This is a genomic window from Klebsiella sp. RHBSTW-00215 (assembly GCF_014103785.1).
GTDB lineage: Bacteria > Pseudomonadota > Gammaproteobacteria > Enterobacterales > Enterobacteriaceae > Klebsiella.
This window is the reverse complement of record NZ_JABXQS010000001.1, coordinates 2,432,312-2,447,529: the sequence shown is the minus strand read 5'-3', so window position 1 is coordinate 2,447,529 and position 15,218 is coordinate 2,432,312. Positions and strand designations below refer to the sequence as shown.

The window sequence follows — 15,218 nt, the reverse complement described above, 5'->3', positions numbered from 1 at the left end:
AACACAATAACACAGTTACGAATGTTACTATCACTATAGAAATAAAAACAGATGAAAAAACAGTGATTCAGAATATTAAACCTTCTGAACCACTGTTAGTGGAGTGGCACTATCCACGCTAAATGGAAGAACACAATGCTATATATTATTTAAAATATTTTGGTGCCGCGTAATACTCGACCATTTTGTCTGCCAGCCAACCGCCATCTTCGCCGTTGGAGTGAATAGTCGTAATGCTGACCGTCGAACCGCCGCCCCAAAGCACGGAGAAAACGTTATAGTCAGGCAGATTCAGCGCCTGCATTTGCCCCCAGTCATAACCGTCATCCTGGCGTAAAAAATCTCCTACCGTCGCAACACCATAAGTTGTGCTATTCACCGCCGTATTTAACAACTCTGATGTGATGGTATTAAGGTCGCAACCAATCCGCGAGTCGCCCATAAAGAAAGAACCACCTGAGGCAAAATGCGCTGCCGCAATTTTGCTGGTCCCCTCTTCTACTGTTGGCATATGCCCGCCGGGAATTTGCCATAACATCGCCGGTTTATGCAGGTCTTTCGCCGCCTGTTTTACCATCCCCAAATAGTTAAACCAGCAGGTTGCGTTCCAGCCATAGTGCGCCAATGCATCAGGGCTGAAGCAATCACGTTCAAATTTATCGAAAGCGATAAAATCTGGCGCATATTCGCCGCTATATACTCCTAGTTCATTGATAAATTTAGCGATCTCTGTCCCCTGAGCAACAGGATCAGCATTTGCCCGCAGCACCCAATCGGCCGTTCCCGTTGCCCAAACGTTAGTCTGCCAGCCAAACGCCACATCCGGCGCAAATTGCCGAACAAGGTAGTTAATTGCCTGAACATAGCCGTACAGGTCATTACTAAACTCTGGCAATAACGGCGCGCTAAAACCAGGGAGGGATGGCAAAGCATTTATCGCAGCCGCCAGTTGAACATTAACCGGCACGCTATTCGCTTTACGAACTGCGGTATAGCCGTACGGCTCTTGCTGCATAGCCCCCAAAAAATCAGGATTGAGCACGAAGGTTGCCGGAACCGCATGGTTGCTGTCTTTGTAAGATTGCGCCGCCAGGCATTGGGTAATGAAGTTGCCAAAGTGGTTACGTAACCGCTGACCATTCTGGAGATCCGACAGCGCACTACCGCCGCTGGCATTAGCGGTATAAACCACCATCACCGGCATCACTGAACGGTCGGCCTCTTGTTCAATCTCACGCACCAGCGGAATCGTTTTATGAATCGGTAATGAATCATAATCGAGGAAACCGTCGCCATTGACATCGACTTCCGCCGCCGGGATCGGATCGCCACCGCCATCAAAACCATCATATTTAAACAGAGCGCTAAAAGGGACATCGCGATACAGCGTAACGGCTTCTTTGGCGTTAACCGTCACCCCACCGTGGGCAAGATAATCCGGCCAACCTTTGACCTGTAACGGGACACCCTGAATGAACTCCAGAGTGATATTATTGACACTTTTCAGTAACCGCAGCGGCGCATCCAGTTCACAACGCCATGGCGTACCTTCGACGAAAATATCAGCCACTTCAACGCTGTATTGGCCGGGGGCCAGGCGTAGCGCCAGCGATTGTTGCCGCGTATCGCTCTCCAGCATGAGGGGATATTGATATTGTCCACAGCAGAACAGATAACGTTGAGGGGCCACGCCCTTCGGCAGACCCAGTATCGTGGCCTGCACATCAACAAAGTCGTGACTATCAATCTCGGTTTTCTGGAAACCCACGCTGACTTCTTTCACTTGCCCTTGCATCGGCGTAAAAATAGTCGGCTGTGCAAGCGTGGTGATCAACTGGTTGTTGATTACGGTGTGTTGCAGGCAAATCGCATAGCTGTGACCCGCCATAAGTTGAGTCACCAGCTGAATTTGACCTACAGGTAACGTCAGTGTTCTTTCACATACGCCCGCTTCTGACCACAGCTCAACCACCATTTTTGCTCCGATGAACTCAAGAGCATCAACATTAAGGCGCACCGAGGCAAACTGTACCGGCGACTGATATACCACCTGGCATGTCCGGGCATCGTCACCGGAAATGAGTTTGAGCGTCAATGCTGATTCCGCAGGCGTAATCCTCATTTCATCATTGCACAGTTCCAGCACGGTGATGCCGTACTCCCCAGCGCTAAGATCGCCAATAATTAATGATTGCCCCCACTCTCCAACAAAGCGCTGTGAGGCGGCATTCGGATAAAGCAGGTCAATCATCGGCTTAAGCGTTGTGCTTTCCGCCAGCGATGGAAACTGAACCACTATTTTCCCCTGACGTCCTGGATCGTGTGCCAGCGTGGCCGCTAAGCCGCTCATGGTGACCGGGGTTTGGGTCGCGGAGAGATAAAACTGCAGATCGGCGCTTTCGCCAGCCGCCAGCCGAAGTTCCCCATCATTGTTAATGGTAATCACGTTTTTCTCGATCGGCCAACCGCCGTCGCTGCCCAGCGTTACTGGCTTGTTACCTAATAAAGAGCCGCTAAAAGGGCTGTAGGGATCGGGGTGTGCGCTGGCAGTGAACTCCAGCTTGAGTTGATTAAGATCGAGAGATTGTGAATAGAGATTGGTCACCGTGAAAGTCACCCGCTGATACCAGCTGGTTGCATTCACCGTGCTTGCGGTAATAGCGAGTATTTCTCCCTCAATAACACCATCATTAACAGGAACTTCAGGTTCTGGCTCAACCTCATCCGCCGTATCATCGGCAGGAGCTTCAGGTCCTGGTTCTGGTTCTGGTTCTGGTTCAACTTCATCCGCCGCATCATCGGCAGGAACTTCAGGTTCTGGTTCAACATCATCAGCCGTATCATCTTGTGCCGATGAGGCCAATGTTAATGTGAAGGTAGAGATTTTTACCGGTACCTGAGTCGCGGCAAAACTGAAAAATAACGAACCGCTTTCGCCTGGCTGCAGTAACAGTTCACTGCTGTTATTGATAATTATTTCATTAACATCAAGCGTCCCTTGCGCCATACCGCTCAACGTCAGCGGCATATCCCCTTTGAGAGTACCGCCAAAATTGCCCCAAGGGTCCTGGTGACCCGCACCAGTAAAACTAATTGCCGCATGATTCATATCCACGGCGCGGCTATTTTCATTGGTGATAGTTAAAGTGACTTTTTGATACCAGCTATTTACATCAATCTGGCTGCTTTTAATCAAGACGGACATTGACAGAATTCCTCGTTCCCTGGTGGAAAAAAGCCCCGGAAAACCGGGGCCTTAGTTATGGAGCCCAATATTTTCGATTAACGAAAATGATTAGTAAGCACCAAGGTCAGTCCATGCCTGGCCCGCAGCACAGTTCAGATCCGGCTGGTCGCCCATAGACCACCATTTAACCTGGTAGTTGTGGCCTTTCCAGCTAACGGTTTCAAACGTACCCCAGCTTCCGCCATAAACGGTGTTGGCATCCCACTGTGCATAAGCAGAAGTCGCGTCATCCGCCGGTGTTTCGTCTTCAGCCGGAGTGGTATCTTCTTCCGGCTCGACTGGAACAACGGTTTCTTCCTCTTCTTCCTCTTCCGGCTCAGGCTGAACCTGAGATGCAGCCGGAGCGGCAATCAGTACGAAACGCTGCTGAGTTGACGGCTCACCCCAGGTATCACGAACAAACAGAGTGAACTGGAAAGTGGTTTTGACAGAAACTTCCGGAACAACAAACTCAATCACGGCAGTCGTTTTATCAGCAACGGTGATTTCTGAAGGAACGCCCCAGCTGTAAGTGATATCGTCTTCATCTTCGTCAGAAGAACCTTCACCGGAGAGCTGTACGGTAGAACCACCAACAACACGCAGTTCAATGGCTGCTTTCGGCGCATGGTTTACGTCAGTAGTCTTATCTTCTTCTTCCTCTGCTTCGTCAGCAGCTTCTACGTTGATACCTTCAAAGTAGAACGGTTCCATATCAACGACTTCAGAAGAGATTTCGTAGCCCAGACCTTCACGAGCGGCGTTAAGCAGCACGCCGTTGTCCTGATCGATAGTCCAGGTGAACATCCCGCCCAGGCCCAGCTTCGCTGCGTATTCACCCTTCGCCTTCACTGAACGCGGGGTATCCAGAGACATGAACAGCTTGCTTTCCGGGTTGTACAGGTAGTCAGCATCGGCAACCTGGTCGGTGTAGACGTTGAAGCCGTTACGGCCTTTCTGGTTTTCCAGATCCAGGTAGTTATAAATCACGTCGTACCATTCGTTGGTACCAGATTCAAACGTACCAGTAGTATCGCCAGTGCCTGCGTTATAGGTGCCTTTCAGCGGAGACAGTGACTCCAGCTCAGCGCTGCGGCCGTTACGGGTATAGCCTGCATAACCGATGTTGATGCGATCCGACGGGAAACCTTCAGACAGCAGATGCTCAACAATAGTGTTGATTGCCCAGCCGTCTTTCTCCACCGCTTTCAGATTAGAATGGTGTGCAAGCGTTTCCGCCCACGGAGTACCGAAGAAGTCATAGGTCATCAGGTTGATACCGTGCAGACCGGCATTCAGCAGCGCTTTAACGTTGGAATAACCGAACGTCTTAACCACAGCAGAGCTGGCGATAGAGATTTTCACATTACTCAGGCCTGCGGAATCCAGCTGTTTGCGCAGTTCACCAATCAGCAGGGCATAGTTTTCACCATCTTCCGGGCCGCAAGGGTTACCTGCGCCTTCATGGTTCGGGTATTCCCAGTCGATATCCACTTCGCTGAACATCGGGAACTGTTTGAACAGTTTCACCACGCCTTTGGCGAAGACTTTACGCGCAGCGTCAGAAGCTGCGGTTTCGTGGAAACCGTTACTCATGGTCCAGCCGCCGATGCTCATGGACAGCACCAGATCGTGGTTCTGCTGTTTAGCTTTTGCCTGCAGGTCACGCAGACCACCAAGCAGACCTTTACAGTTAGCCTGAGTTACCGTTTTCGGATCAACATCCCAGCCGCTAACATCGTGACCAACGTTAACGTAAGACTGGAAATCGCCCCACGGATCGAGGAAGGTTGGTTCGTACTGAACTTTACCGCACTGCTCTGCGCCTTCGGCAACCACATCGCGCCACAGACCATCATTTTTATGGAAGCCGGTCACACCGACGAAACCAAAAATGATTTTATCGTATGCTGTAGGGGATATATTGGTCAGATCGTAACCACGACCACGGTTATCTTTCGAATCATCTCCCTGCAGACGACCATCATACTGAGACCAGTCAGTGTAGTAGCCAAACACCTTCGGTTTAGTCGTGGAAGACTTATATTGGTTATAAACCGGCTTAGCGACACGTGCAGAAGTATAGCTGTATGCGCTCACTTCTTTTGCTGGGTTAAAACCGTCAGCTGCGTTGCTGGTTTCAGTCAGCGTATCGCCTTTAATCAGTTTGCTTGTAGCCATTTTTAATTTCCTTTTAAGTTTGAAAAATTGTCGCAGTTCGTTCTGCGGGACCAATAATCCAATGCTCAAGGAAAAATGGCTAATCACTAAACATCACATTTTCAACATCTCCCCATATACATACCAATGATGCTTATCTGAGGTACCTAAGCGCAACGTCACCTGCCTGTTTACGTATATCAAAACCATGATATGAGCAATAAACAATCACCATATTAAATATCATTTATCAAGCCATTAAATGTCATTTAATTTCCATGAGATAATGTGATTCAGGTCTCTCACACCAATGACAATACAATTAAAAAGATGAGTATTAATAGCTTAAGACAATTCTTGCACCATATATTCAGCACAGGCAATCAGGATGTATATAACTAAAGGACGACGTTATGAAAACTTATCTCATTAATGACAACTACATTTACAACGAAGGAAAGTATGAACTAAGAACCATTTCAAACTCGCAGGTCATTAAGATGACAGCGATGAGAGCGAAATGTCTTAGTTTCATTATCGAAAACGCACATCTGGACATCATTGAAAGGCAAAAAATAACCACAGAGTTATGGGGTAGCCGCAGTCATTTCGTTAATGATGCTAATCTTACGCAGATACTCTACTTGATCAGGCGAGATCTGAAGTCTCTCGGCATTAATGACCTCTTTATTACCATTCCACGACAGGGGATCCAGGTTAACAAAGAGATTGCGATTAAAACAATAGATAGTGAAAAGAAAGAAACCAAAAGACAAGTTATCAGGAAAACGCTGGCAGCATTAACCACCGTATTTTCAGTCACGCTGGGTACAGTGATGTACATGCATATTCATTAATTCAAGGAAAAGAAAATGAACCCAATTATCGATGGTATTTTAGTAATGGAAGGCGGCTATACCCTCAATGCAAAAGATAGAGGTAATGCCACCAACTGGGGTATCACTGAAGCAACTGCACGCGCTCATGGTTATACTGGTGACATGCGCGATCTCACGCGCATTGAAGCATACGCTATTCTGGAAAATGATTACTGGATTAAGCCCGGATTTGAGTTGATTGCCCAGGTATCGTATCCCATCTCCTTCGAGTTGTGCGATGCCGCAGTCAATATCGGAACACACTATCCTTGCGTATGGCTGCAGCGCTGGCTGAATGTTTTGAATCGGGAAGGAAAAAACTATCAAGATATCAATGCCGATGGCCATATTGGCCCTGTCACACTGGCCGCATTGAACCATTACTTGTCATGGAGAGGAAAGGAAGGTGAAGAGACTTTAGTTAAAGCATTAAATTGTAGCCAGGGCTCATACTATTTAGACATTACAGAAAGAAACAAACAGAACGAAGAGTTTATTTACGGTTGGATAAAAAACAGAGTGACATGACTTTACGACTAAAAAATAAAAGACTCATGGATGAGCCTTTTATATTAAATTAAAACTTGTTAGTTAAGCTTAACATCCTCAAGAATTTTTTTGACCTTCTCACCAAGAATTTTTAATATCGGTGCGGCGAAAACGCCACCTAAGCCGGCGGCTAATAGTACCATATTAAAACTAAGCCCCTGTTCAATGGCGAATGCACTGAGTAAAAAGCTGGTAAAACATGATATAACAACCTGAGTTAAACAATGCATAATACCTTTATGCGAATCACTATCGGACGCTTTATCCCTGCGAAGAAGATAGCTGACAAATCCTCCCCAGGCACCGATAGAGATAATGGTCAGTAAAATTTCGACTTCCAGTAAAACCACTTCCGTTGTCGCTAAATGATTAGAAATAGACATATTAAACTCCTGTAGTAATATGATTAGATAAGTGACTTCAGGAGTGTAAGCAATATCAGATACAGAGAGTAATCACAGAATATCATCCTCCCCCCATTTTTCCTCTCCCCCTTTACGGGGGAGATCTCAACGGCGAAAAGAGGAAAGCGTATGTAACATGGAGATAACTTCATTAATCACTGATAAATTTTTGCTATTCTTTTTCCATGACGCATAAACCTGTATCGACCTAAACGTTAGTTCAGGTGGTGGCTGAATAAATTTGATATCATATTTACGCTGGTTTTTATAGAAAAGAGCCAATTTTAACGGCATTAAGGCAATCAATGATGTGCGTTCGATGATACTCATCAAGCCATTGATTGAATCACTACGATACCCTACTGTGCGAGTTCCTTTATAATAAGGATCATCCTTAAATAACCCGCTATCATTGATAATCATTGGGGAGTTCATTCCTGATTGATAGGTGGCATGGCGTGAGGAATAGAAATGATGCAATGAGAGTTGGGATAGTTGGCTTAACATGTGGTTACCCGCACAGATGCAGACAAAACTCTTAAAACTATCAATCATTTGATTATCAATACCGGGTACCGTCACCGGCTCTACGCTCATTACTAAATCACACTCTGCGGTGAATAATTGTTCAATCATTCGCTCACGACTTATATTTCTGGACGAGAAGTGGTTTATTAAGACTCGATCAAAAACATCACTATCATACAGTTGTGAAAGATAATAATTTTCAATGATGTCGCTTCCCAGAACGGTGAGCTGCGCCTCATCATCCTTTTTATGACCCGTTTGAAACGTGTCGCTAACCAGCTCCATGATTTGACGAAAATTCTGATGGATTTCGATAGCTTTAGCGGTGGGTAGTAATCCCTCCTTTCCGCGAACGAACAGTTCTTCCGGGTAATAACCCTGCAAGCGTCTGAGTGCCAGCGAGACCGCTGCGGGAGTAATCCCGATTTTTTTGGCTGCTTTAGCCGCATTTCCAGCCGAAATAACAGCGTCAAGGATTTTGATTAAATTATAATCAAAATCCTTGTTGGCACCTTTCGATCCCATCCGCTGTTAGCCTCTAAATACGAAAAAAAGCAATATAGATAATACTCAAAATAAATCAATTCTTAGCCCTTATAAATAATAGGATAATTCAAGAAAAGCGGAGGCTAAGATAGAAAAAAAGCCTGAGCACAAAGGCCCAGGCTAGAGATAAGACAGGAAGTGAACAGCAATCAGCGGGTCAAATCGTCGAAAAACTTCTTCACACCGTCGAAGAAACTTTTGGAGCGTGGGCTATTTTTCTCGCCCGTTGGCCCACCAAAACTTTCCTGGAGATCTTTCAGTAGCTGCTTTTGCTTGTCATTGAGACCAACCGGCGTTTCGACCACTACGCGGCACAGCAGATCGCCCTGCGCACCACCGCGCACGGACTTCACGCCTTTACCACGCATGCGGAATAGTTTACCGGTCTGCGTCTCACCAGGCACTTTCAGGTTCACACGACCATCCAGCGTCGGCACTTCAATCTCGCCGCCAAGTGCAGCCATAGTGAAGTTAATCGGGACTTCACAATACAGGTTGTTCCCTTCACGCTCGAAGATTGCATGCTGCTTAACCTGAACCTGAACATACAGATCGCCCGCTGGCGCGCCATGCTCGCCTGCTTCGCCTTCACCCGCCAGGCGGATACGATCGCCGGTATCTACGCCTGCCGGGATCTTAACCGACAGGGTCTTTGTCTTCTCAACGCGACCGTGACCGTGGCATTTGTTGCACGGATCTTTAATCAACGTCCCGCGACCCTGACAGTGTGGACAGGTCTGCTGTACGGCGAAAAAGCCCTGGCGCATCTGAACCTGGCCTGCTCCATGACAGGTCGGGCAGGTTTGCGGTTGGCTACCCGCTTTAGCGCCGCTGCCGTGGCAAACATCACACTCTTCCAGCGTTGGGATACGGATCTCTTTAGTCACGCCGCGAACGGCTTCTTCCAGAGTCAGATCCATGTTGTAGCGTAGATCGGCACCGCGCGAAGCGCGCTGACGGCCACGACCGCCACCGAAAATATCGCCAAATACATCGCCAAAGATATCGCCGAAGTCAGCACCGCCGCCACCAAAACCACCGCCGCCGCCCATGCCGCCTTGTTCAAAGGCCGCATGACCATACTGATCGTAGGCCGCGCGCTTCTGGGCATCGGTCAGGATTTCATACGCTTCTTTGATTTCTTTGAATTTTGCTTCGGCCTCTTTATCGCCCTGGTTACGGTCCGGGTGATATTTCATGGCCAGGCGCTTGTACGCCTTTTTGATTTCACGCTCTTCCGCTGTTCTGGAAACGCCTAAAATCTCGTAATAATCTTGCTTTGCCATTGGTGTTTTTCAGCCCCTTAACATGCGTGCACGGGCGGAGAGGAAACCTCTTCGCCCGTGCCAGTGTTTTACCCGTTCAAAGGGCGATTATTTTTTGTCTTTCACTTCTTCGAACTCAGCGTCAACAACATCGTCGTCCTTCGCGTTGCTCTCTTGAGCGTCAGCGCCGCCAGCTTGCTGCTGTGCGTGCTGCTGCTGAGCGATTTCCATCAGCTTCTGAGAAACCTGGGCCAGCGCCTGCATTTTCGCTTCGATGTCCGCTTTATCTTCACCTTTCAGCGAAGTTTCCAGCGCGGTCAATGCAGACTCGATGGCAGTTTTATCGTCAGCCGGCAGTTTGTCGCCTGCTTCTTCAACCTGCTTACGCGTGCTGTGCAGCAGATGGTCGCCCTGGTTACGGGTCTGAACCAGCTCTTCAAACTTACGGTCAGATTCTGCGTTCGCTTCTGCTTCGCGAACCATCTTCTGAATTTCTTCTTCGTTCAGACCAGAAGAAGCCTTGATGGTGATCTTCTGCTCTTTACCGCTGTTTTTGTCTTTCGCGGAAACGTGCAGGATACCGTCAGCATCGATGTCGAAGGTGACTTCGATCTGTGGCATACCGCGCGGTGCCGGGCTGATACCATCCAGATTGAACTGGCCAAGATCTTTGTTATCAGAAGCACGTTTACGCTCACCCTGCAGCACATGGATGGTTACCGCAGACTGGTTGTCTTCAGCGGTAGAGAACACCTGGCTGTGCTTAGTCGGGATAGTGGTGTTTTTGTTGATGAGCGCAGTCATCACACCGCCCATGGTTTCGATACCCAGAGACAGCGGGGTAACGTCCAGCAGCAGTACGTCTTTCACTTCACCCGTCAGTACACCACCCTGGACAGCCGCACCGATAGCAACGGCTTCGTCCGGGTTAACGTCTTTACGCGGCTCTTTACCAAAGAATTCAGCCACTTTCTTCTGAACCATTGGCATACGTGTCTGACCACCGACCAGGATAACGTCCTGGATATCAGATACGGACAGGCCAGCATCCTGCAGAGCGACTTTCAGCGGCTCGATTGAACGGTTCACCAGGTCTTCAACCAGGCTTTCCAGTTTCGCACGGGTCACTTTGATGTTCATGTGTTTCGGACCAGACGCATCTGCGGTGATGTACGGCAGGTTCACGTCGGTCTGTTGCGCAGAAGACAGCTCAATTTTCGCTTTTTCTGCGGCTTCTTTCAGGCGCTGCATGGCCAGCGGATCGTTACGCAGGTCAATGCCCTGATCTTTCTTAAACTCATCAACGAGGTAGTTGATCATACGGCTGTCGAAGTCTTCACCACCGAGGTGGGTATCACCGTTGGTCGCCAGAACTTCAAAGGTTTTTTCGCCGTCAACTTCGTCGATCTCGATAACGGAGATATCGAAAGTACCACCACCCAGGTCATAAACCGCGATAGTACGGTTACCGACTTCTTTATCCAGACCGTAAGCCAGCGCAGCTGCGGTTGGTTCGTTGATGATACGTTTGACTTCCAGACCCGCGATACGACCGGCATCTTTAGTAGCCTGACGCTGAGCATCGTTGAAGTATGCAGGTACGGTGATAACCGCTTCAGTTACCGGTTCACCCAGGTAATCTTCAGCCGTTTTCTTCATTTTTTTCAGCACTTCAGCAGAGATCTGCGGCGGTGCCATTTTCTGGCCCTTAACATCAATCCATGCATCACCGTTGTCAGCACCGATGATTTTGTACGGCATGATGGCTTCATCACGCTGTACTTCTTCGTCCTGGAAGCGGCGACCGATCAGGCGTTTAATCGCAAACAGGGTATTTTGCGGGTTTGTCACTGCCTGACGTTTAGCCGGCTGACCAACCAGAGTTTCACCATCCTGGGTATAGGCAATGATAGAAGGTGTGGTGCGATCGCCTTCGGCGTTCTCCAGCACACGTGCAGTAGTGCCATCCATAATCGCTACACAAGAGTTGGTAGTACCCAGGTCGATACCAATAATTTTACCCATCTAAACGTCTCCACTAAAATTTCATTCAACATGTGGTTGTGAACCTGTAATAAGGGCGAAACGTGCGGTTTCAACTGCCCAGACATCATTTTTTTCAGGTTCATTCACTGCGGTTGACTACAAGATGGGGTCACCCACCGCTTCATCAAGGGGGGACGACAAAAAAAATTTGCCTTCGCAGCCCTGCGGGATGGGACGAACCGGGGTCAAAAGTCGAATATGGGGGTAAAAACACGTCAATACATAAATAATTAAAATAATTACAGATAATATATTCATGAAATTATTGACATAATCCGCAATAATTACCGACTAAAAGCAATAAAGCTCCGGTGATAAAGTATTTTCCAGGTGTAATAAATTAAATCATTGGAAAATTCTCATGAAATCACTCATTCATATATCAACGGGATTGCTTTTAACCACCGCATTAGTGGCTTCAGTATCTGCTAACGATCATAAAATTTTAGGCGTAGTCGCCATGCCAAGAAATGAGACTAACGACCTGACTCTGAAGCTGCCTGTTTGTCGGGTGATTAAGCGTATCCAGCTCACGACTGACCGAGGCGATGTCCAGCTCTCCGGCGCAACGGTGTACTTTAAAGCCAGCAATAGCGCCAGCCAGAGCCTCAATGTACCGTCAACGATAAAGCAAGGTACAACCACCAACTGGATTAACATTAATAGCGACAACGATAATAAACGTTGCGTGAAGAAAATTGCTTTTTCCGGCCACACGATCAACTCCTCTGACATGGCCTCGCTAAAAATTATCGGCGATGATTAATATTACTGACTACGCATACAAGCCCCCTATGAAAATTAATTATCTGGATGATGAAGATCTCTCTTTTCTCCATCAATGTAGTGAAGAACATCTGGCAACCTTTACGCGTATTCTGACCCACAACGAGAATGGCAAGCCACGTCTCTCAAGCACACTATTACGTAATGAAACTTTTCAGGCGATGGAAGGACATCCTGAACGCTATCGTCGTAACTGGCAGTTGATCGCCGGTGAGCTCCAGCACTTTGGTGGCGATAGCATCGCCAATACGCTTCGTCGTCACGGCAAGTTCTATCGAGCAATCCTGCTGGATGTTTGCAAACGATTGAAAGTCAAAGCTGATAAACAAATGTCCACACCTGAAATTGAGCAACATCTGTTGGAACACTTCCTGGAACATAGTTGGAAGAAGATGGATGACCAACAGAAAGCCGATTTCTTCACTGCCGTGGAGTGTCGAGTCAAAGAGCAAAAAGAGCTACTTCCCCATCTGATCCAGACACATAAGCTGGCACAAGGGGTCTCGCATATTCTTGAAGCACGCTTGACGAAGATTCTCGGCACCCACGCTGCGGTCAGCGTTATCGGCCATGGTTTAGTCCGCGGTGCAGGGCTTGGCGGCCCCCTCGGCGCAGCGGTTAATGGTGTAAAAGCCGTTAGCGGTAGCGCTTATCGAGTCACCATCCCGGCAGTGCTCCACATCGCTTGTTTAAGGCGAATGGCCAGGCTTCATCAGGCAGAATAATAAATTGGTGAAAAATACCCCGCCAGATCATAGACAGTGCTGCAACTCCTCATTATTATGCCGCGCCCTGTCGCTAAGTGGCGGGGTAATGCTTCCCTTTCTAATCAATATTTTGAGGAATTATGGGCAACACTAAGTTGGCTAATCCGGCACCGCTGGGCCTTATGGGCTTCGGCATGACCACTATTTTGCTTAACCTGGCGAATAGCGGCCTGTTCGCGTTCGATGTAGCTATCCTGGCGATGGGCATTTTTTACGGCGGTATTGCGCAGATTTTTGCCGGCCTGCTGGAATTTAAAAAAGGCAACACCTTTGGCTTAACCGCATTTACGTCCTATGGCGCCTTTTGGTTGACGCTGGTCGCGATCCTTCTGATGCCGAAAATGGGCCTTGCTGAAGCGCCTAACGCGCACTTCCTCGGCATGTACCTCGGCCTGTGGGGAGTCTTTACCCTGTTTATGTTCTTTGGCACCCTGAAAGCCGCACGTATGCTGCAATTTGTCTTCCTGAGCCTGACCGTGCTGTTTGCTCTGCTGGCGATTGGCCACCTGGTCGATAACGAAGGCATCGTTAAGATTGCCGGCTGGGTAGGTCTGGTCTGCGGCGCTAGCGCCATCTATCTGGCGATGGGTGAAGTGTTGAACGAGCAGTTTGGCCGCACCGTTCTGCCAATCGGCGAAAAGCATTAATTCACTTCGCCGCCCGATAGCGGGCGGCAAAGTGGGTCACATTGATTTAAGGCAGGCGCTGCAGCTCACCTTGTGGTGTAGCGACCTGTTTATCCAGCCCCTGGCGTAGCCAAATCCCCAGCCCCAATCCCATAAACGACAGCGCCAGCACGTACCAGGCAGGTGCCATCGGTGACACGCCCATCAGCATGGTCACAGCAATCGGCGTCAGGCCGCCGAAGATGGCATAAGACACGTTGTAAGAGAATGAAATACCGGTAAATCGCACCTCTGCCGGGAAAGCGCGCACCATCACATAAGGTACCGCCCCTACCACGCCGACACACAACCCGACCGTGCCATAGAGCAGAAACAGACGCTGCGGGCTATCGCCGGAAAGATGATAGAAAGCCCAGCTAGAGGCCGCCAGAAATAAACTCCCGACAATAAACGTACGGCTGGCACCAAACTTATCGGCCGCCAGGCCTGCCAGCAGACAGCCGATGCATAACATGATGGTGGCAATGCTGTTAGCTTGCAGGGTGATTGCAGGGGCAAAACCATAGTGCTTTTGCAGCCAGACCGGCGACATCAGAATCACCACCACCACCCCGGCGGATAAGAGCCAGGTCAGCAGCATAGAAACGACCACTGCTTTTTGATGCTTTAGCGCAACCGCCTTAACCGGCAGCTCCTGCGCTAACGCTTTGCGCTGCTGCATTTCAAGGAAAATAGGCGTCTCCTGCAACCAACGACGCAAGTACATGGCGACAAGACCAAACGCGCCGCCTAACAGGAAAGGAATACGCCAGCCGCCATCGTGGATACCCTGCGGGGTCATATTGGTATTAATCAGCGTTGCCACTACCGATCCCAGTAAGATGCCCACCGTCAGACCCGCAGTCAGCGTACCGCATGCGATACCAATCCTTTTCTCTGGCACATGTTCTGCGACGAAGACCCAGGCCCCGGGAACTTCACCACCAATGGCAGCCCCCTGAAGAATACGCATAAACAACAGTAGCAGCGGCGCCAGCAGCCCCATTGATTCATAAGTTGGCAGCAGACCAATCGCCAGCGTTGGTAGCGCCATCAGCAAAATGCTCAGGGTAAACATTTTCTTACGCCCGACCAGATCGCCGAAGTGGGCCATAATGATGCCGCCGAGAGGACGTGCTAAATAGCCCGCGGCAAAAATACCGAAGGTCTGTACCTGGCGCAGCCACTCAGGAATATCTGCCGGGAAGAACAGCTCGCCGACGACGGCAGCGAAGAAGACAAAGATAATGAAATCATAAAACTCCAGCGCTCCACCGAGGGCGGCCAGCGTCAGAGTTTTATAATCCTGTCGATTCAGAGGTCGGGTGTTTTGTGACATAACGGACAATCATCCAGAAGTATGAAGGTGTTTTACGCAACGTGTAAAGTAAAAAACAC

At 48.8% G+C, this 15,218-nt stretch carries 12 protein-coding genes; 5 read left to right on the top strand and 7 right to left on the bottom strand.

Annotation, left to right across the window (positions count from 1 at the left end):
* Positions 1-145 precede the first annotated feature (145 nt).
* Together HV127_RS11675 and HV127_RS11670 are read right to left on the bottom strand one after the other, a co-directional pair.
* Positions 146-3,205 carry a chitinase gene (locus tag HV127_RS11675; RefSeq protein WP_182236191.1) on the bottom strand — a complete coding sequence of 1,020 codons (3,060 nt, stop codon included), beginning with the start codon at positions 3,203-3,205 and terminating at the stop codon, positions 146-148.
* A 90-nt stretch (positions 3,206-3,295) separates the two neighbouring features.
* Positions 3,296-5,407, bottom strand: coding sequence for a glycosyl hydrolase family 18 protein (locus HV127_RS11670; protein ID WP_182236189.1), 2,112 nt, complete (start codon positions 5,405-5,407; stop codon positions 3,296-3,298).
* 392 nt (positions 5,408-5,799) lie between these two features.
* Here HV127_RS11670 and HV127_RS11665 point away from each other — a divergent pair, with 392 nt between their 5' ends.
* Positions 5,800-6,243, top strand: a complete 444-nt coding sequence (locus HV127_RS11665) for a transcriptional regulator (protein ID WP_182236187.1) — start codon at positions 5,800-5,802, stop codon at positions 6,241-6,243.
* Positions 6,244-6,258: 15 nt separating this feature from the next.
* Positions 6,259-6,792: a glycoside hydrolase family 108 protein gene (locus HV127_RS11660; protein WP_182236185.1), complete on the top strand. Its 534-nt coding sequence runs from the start codon at positions 6,259-6,261 to the stop codon at positions 6,790-6,792.
* 59 nt (positions 6,793-6,851) lie between these two features.
* Here HV127_RS11660 and HV127_RS11655 read toward each other — a convergent pair whose 3' ends face one another.
* From HV127_RS11655 to dnaK, 4 genes are all read right to left on the bottom strand, one after another.
* A complete protein-coding gene (locus tag HV127_RS11655) occupies positions 6,852-7,196 on the bottom strand; it encodes a phage holin family protein (protein ID WP_182236183.1) in 345 nt (114 codons plus the stop codon).
* Positions 7,197-7,322: 126 nt separating this feature from the next.
* Complete coding sequence (locus HV127_RS11650) at positions 7,323-8,270, bottom strand: LysR family transcriptional regulator (RefSeq protein WP_182236181.1); 948 nt, start codon at positions 8,268-8,270, stop codon at positions 7,323-7,325.
* Positions 8,271-8,440: 170 nt separating this feature from the next.
* Positions 8,441-9,577, bottom strand: coding sequence for a molecular chaperone DnaJ (gene dnaJ / locus HV127_RS11645; protein WP_110272663.1), 1,137 nt, complete (start codon positions 9,575-9,577; stop codon positions 8,441-8,443).
* Positions 9,578-9,664: 87 nt separating this feature from the next.
* Positions 9,665-11,581: a molecular chaperone DnaK gene (gene dnaK, locus HV127_RS11640; protein WP_112215052.1), complete on the bottom strand. Its 1,917-nt coding sequence runs from the start codon at positions 11,579-11,581 to the stop codon at positions 9,665-9,667.
* A 382-nt stretch (positions 11,582-11,963) separates the two neighbouring features.
* On the opposite strand from dnaK, the gene HV127_RS11635 reads away from it, so the two are divergent.
* The 3 genes from HV127_RS11635 to satP all read left to right on the top strand — a co-directional run bounded on the left by HV127_RS11635 (position 11,964) and on the right by satP (position 13,802).
* On the top strand, positions 11,964-12,368 hold the full coding sequence (locus tag HV127_RS11635; RefSeq protein WP_182236178.1) for a DUF2541 family protein: 405 nt from the start codon (positions 11,964-11,966) through the stop codon (positions 12,366-12,368).
* A gap of 28 nt (positions 12,369-12,396) precedes the next feature.
* Positions 12,397-13,113: an acidic protein MsyB gene (gene msyB, locus HV127_RS11630; protein ID WP_182236176.1), complete on the top strand. Its 717-nt coding sequence runs from the start codon at positions 12,397-12,399 to the stop codon at positions 13,111-13,113.
* A gap of 122 nt (positions 13,114-13,235) precedes the next feature.
* Complete coding sequence (gene satP / locus HV127_RS11625; RefSeq protein ID WP_110272667.1) at positions 13,236-13,802, top strand: acetate uptake transporter; 567 nt, start codon at positions 13,236-13,238, stop codon at positions 13,800-13,802.
* A 46-nt stretch (positions 13,803-13,848) separates the two neighbouring features.
* On the opposite strand, the gene HV127_RS11620 is transcribed toward satP, so the two are convergent.
* A complete protein-coding gene (locus tag HV127_RS11620; protein WP_182236174.1) occupies positions 13,849-15,159 on the bottom strand; it encodes an MFS transporter in 1,311 nt (436 codons plus the stop codon).
* Between the last annotated feature and the right edge of the window lie 59 nt (positions 15,160-15,218).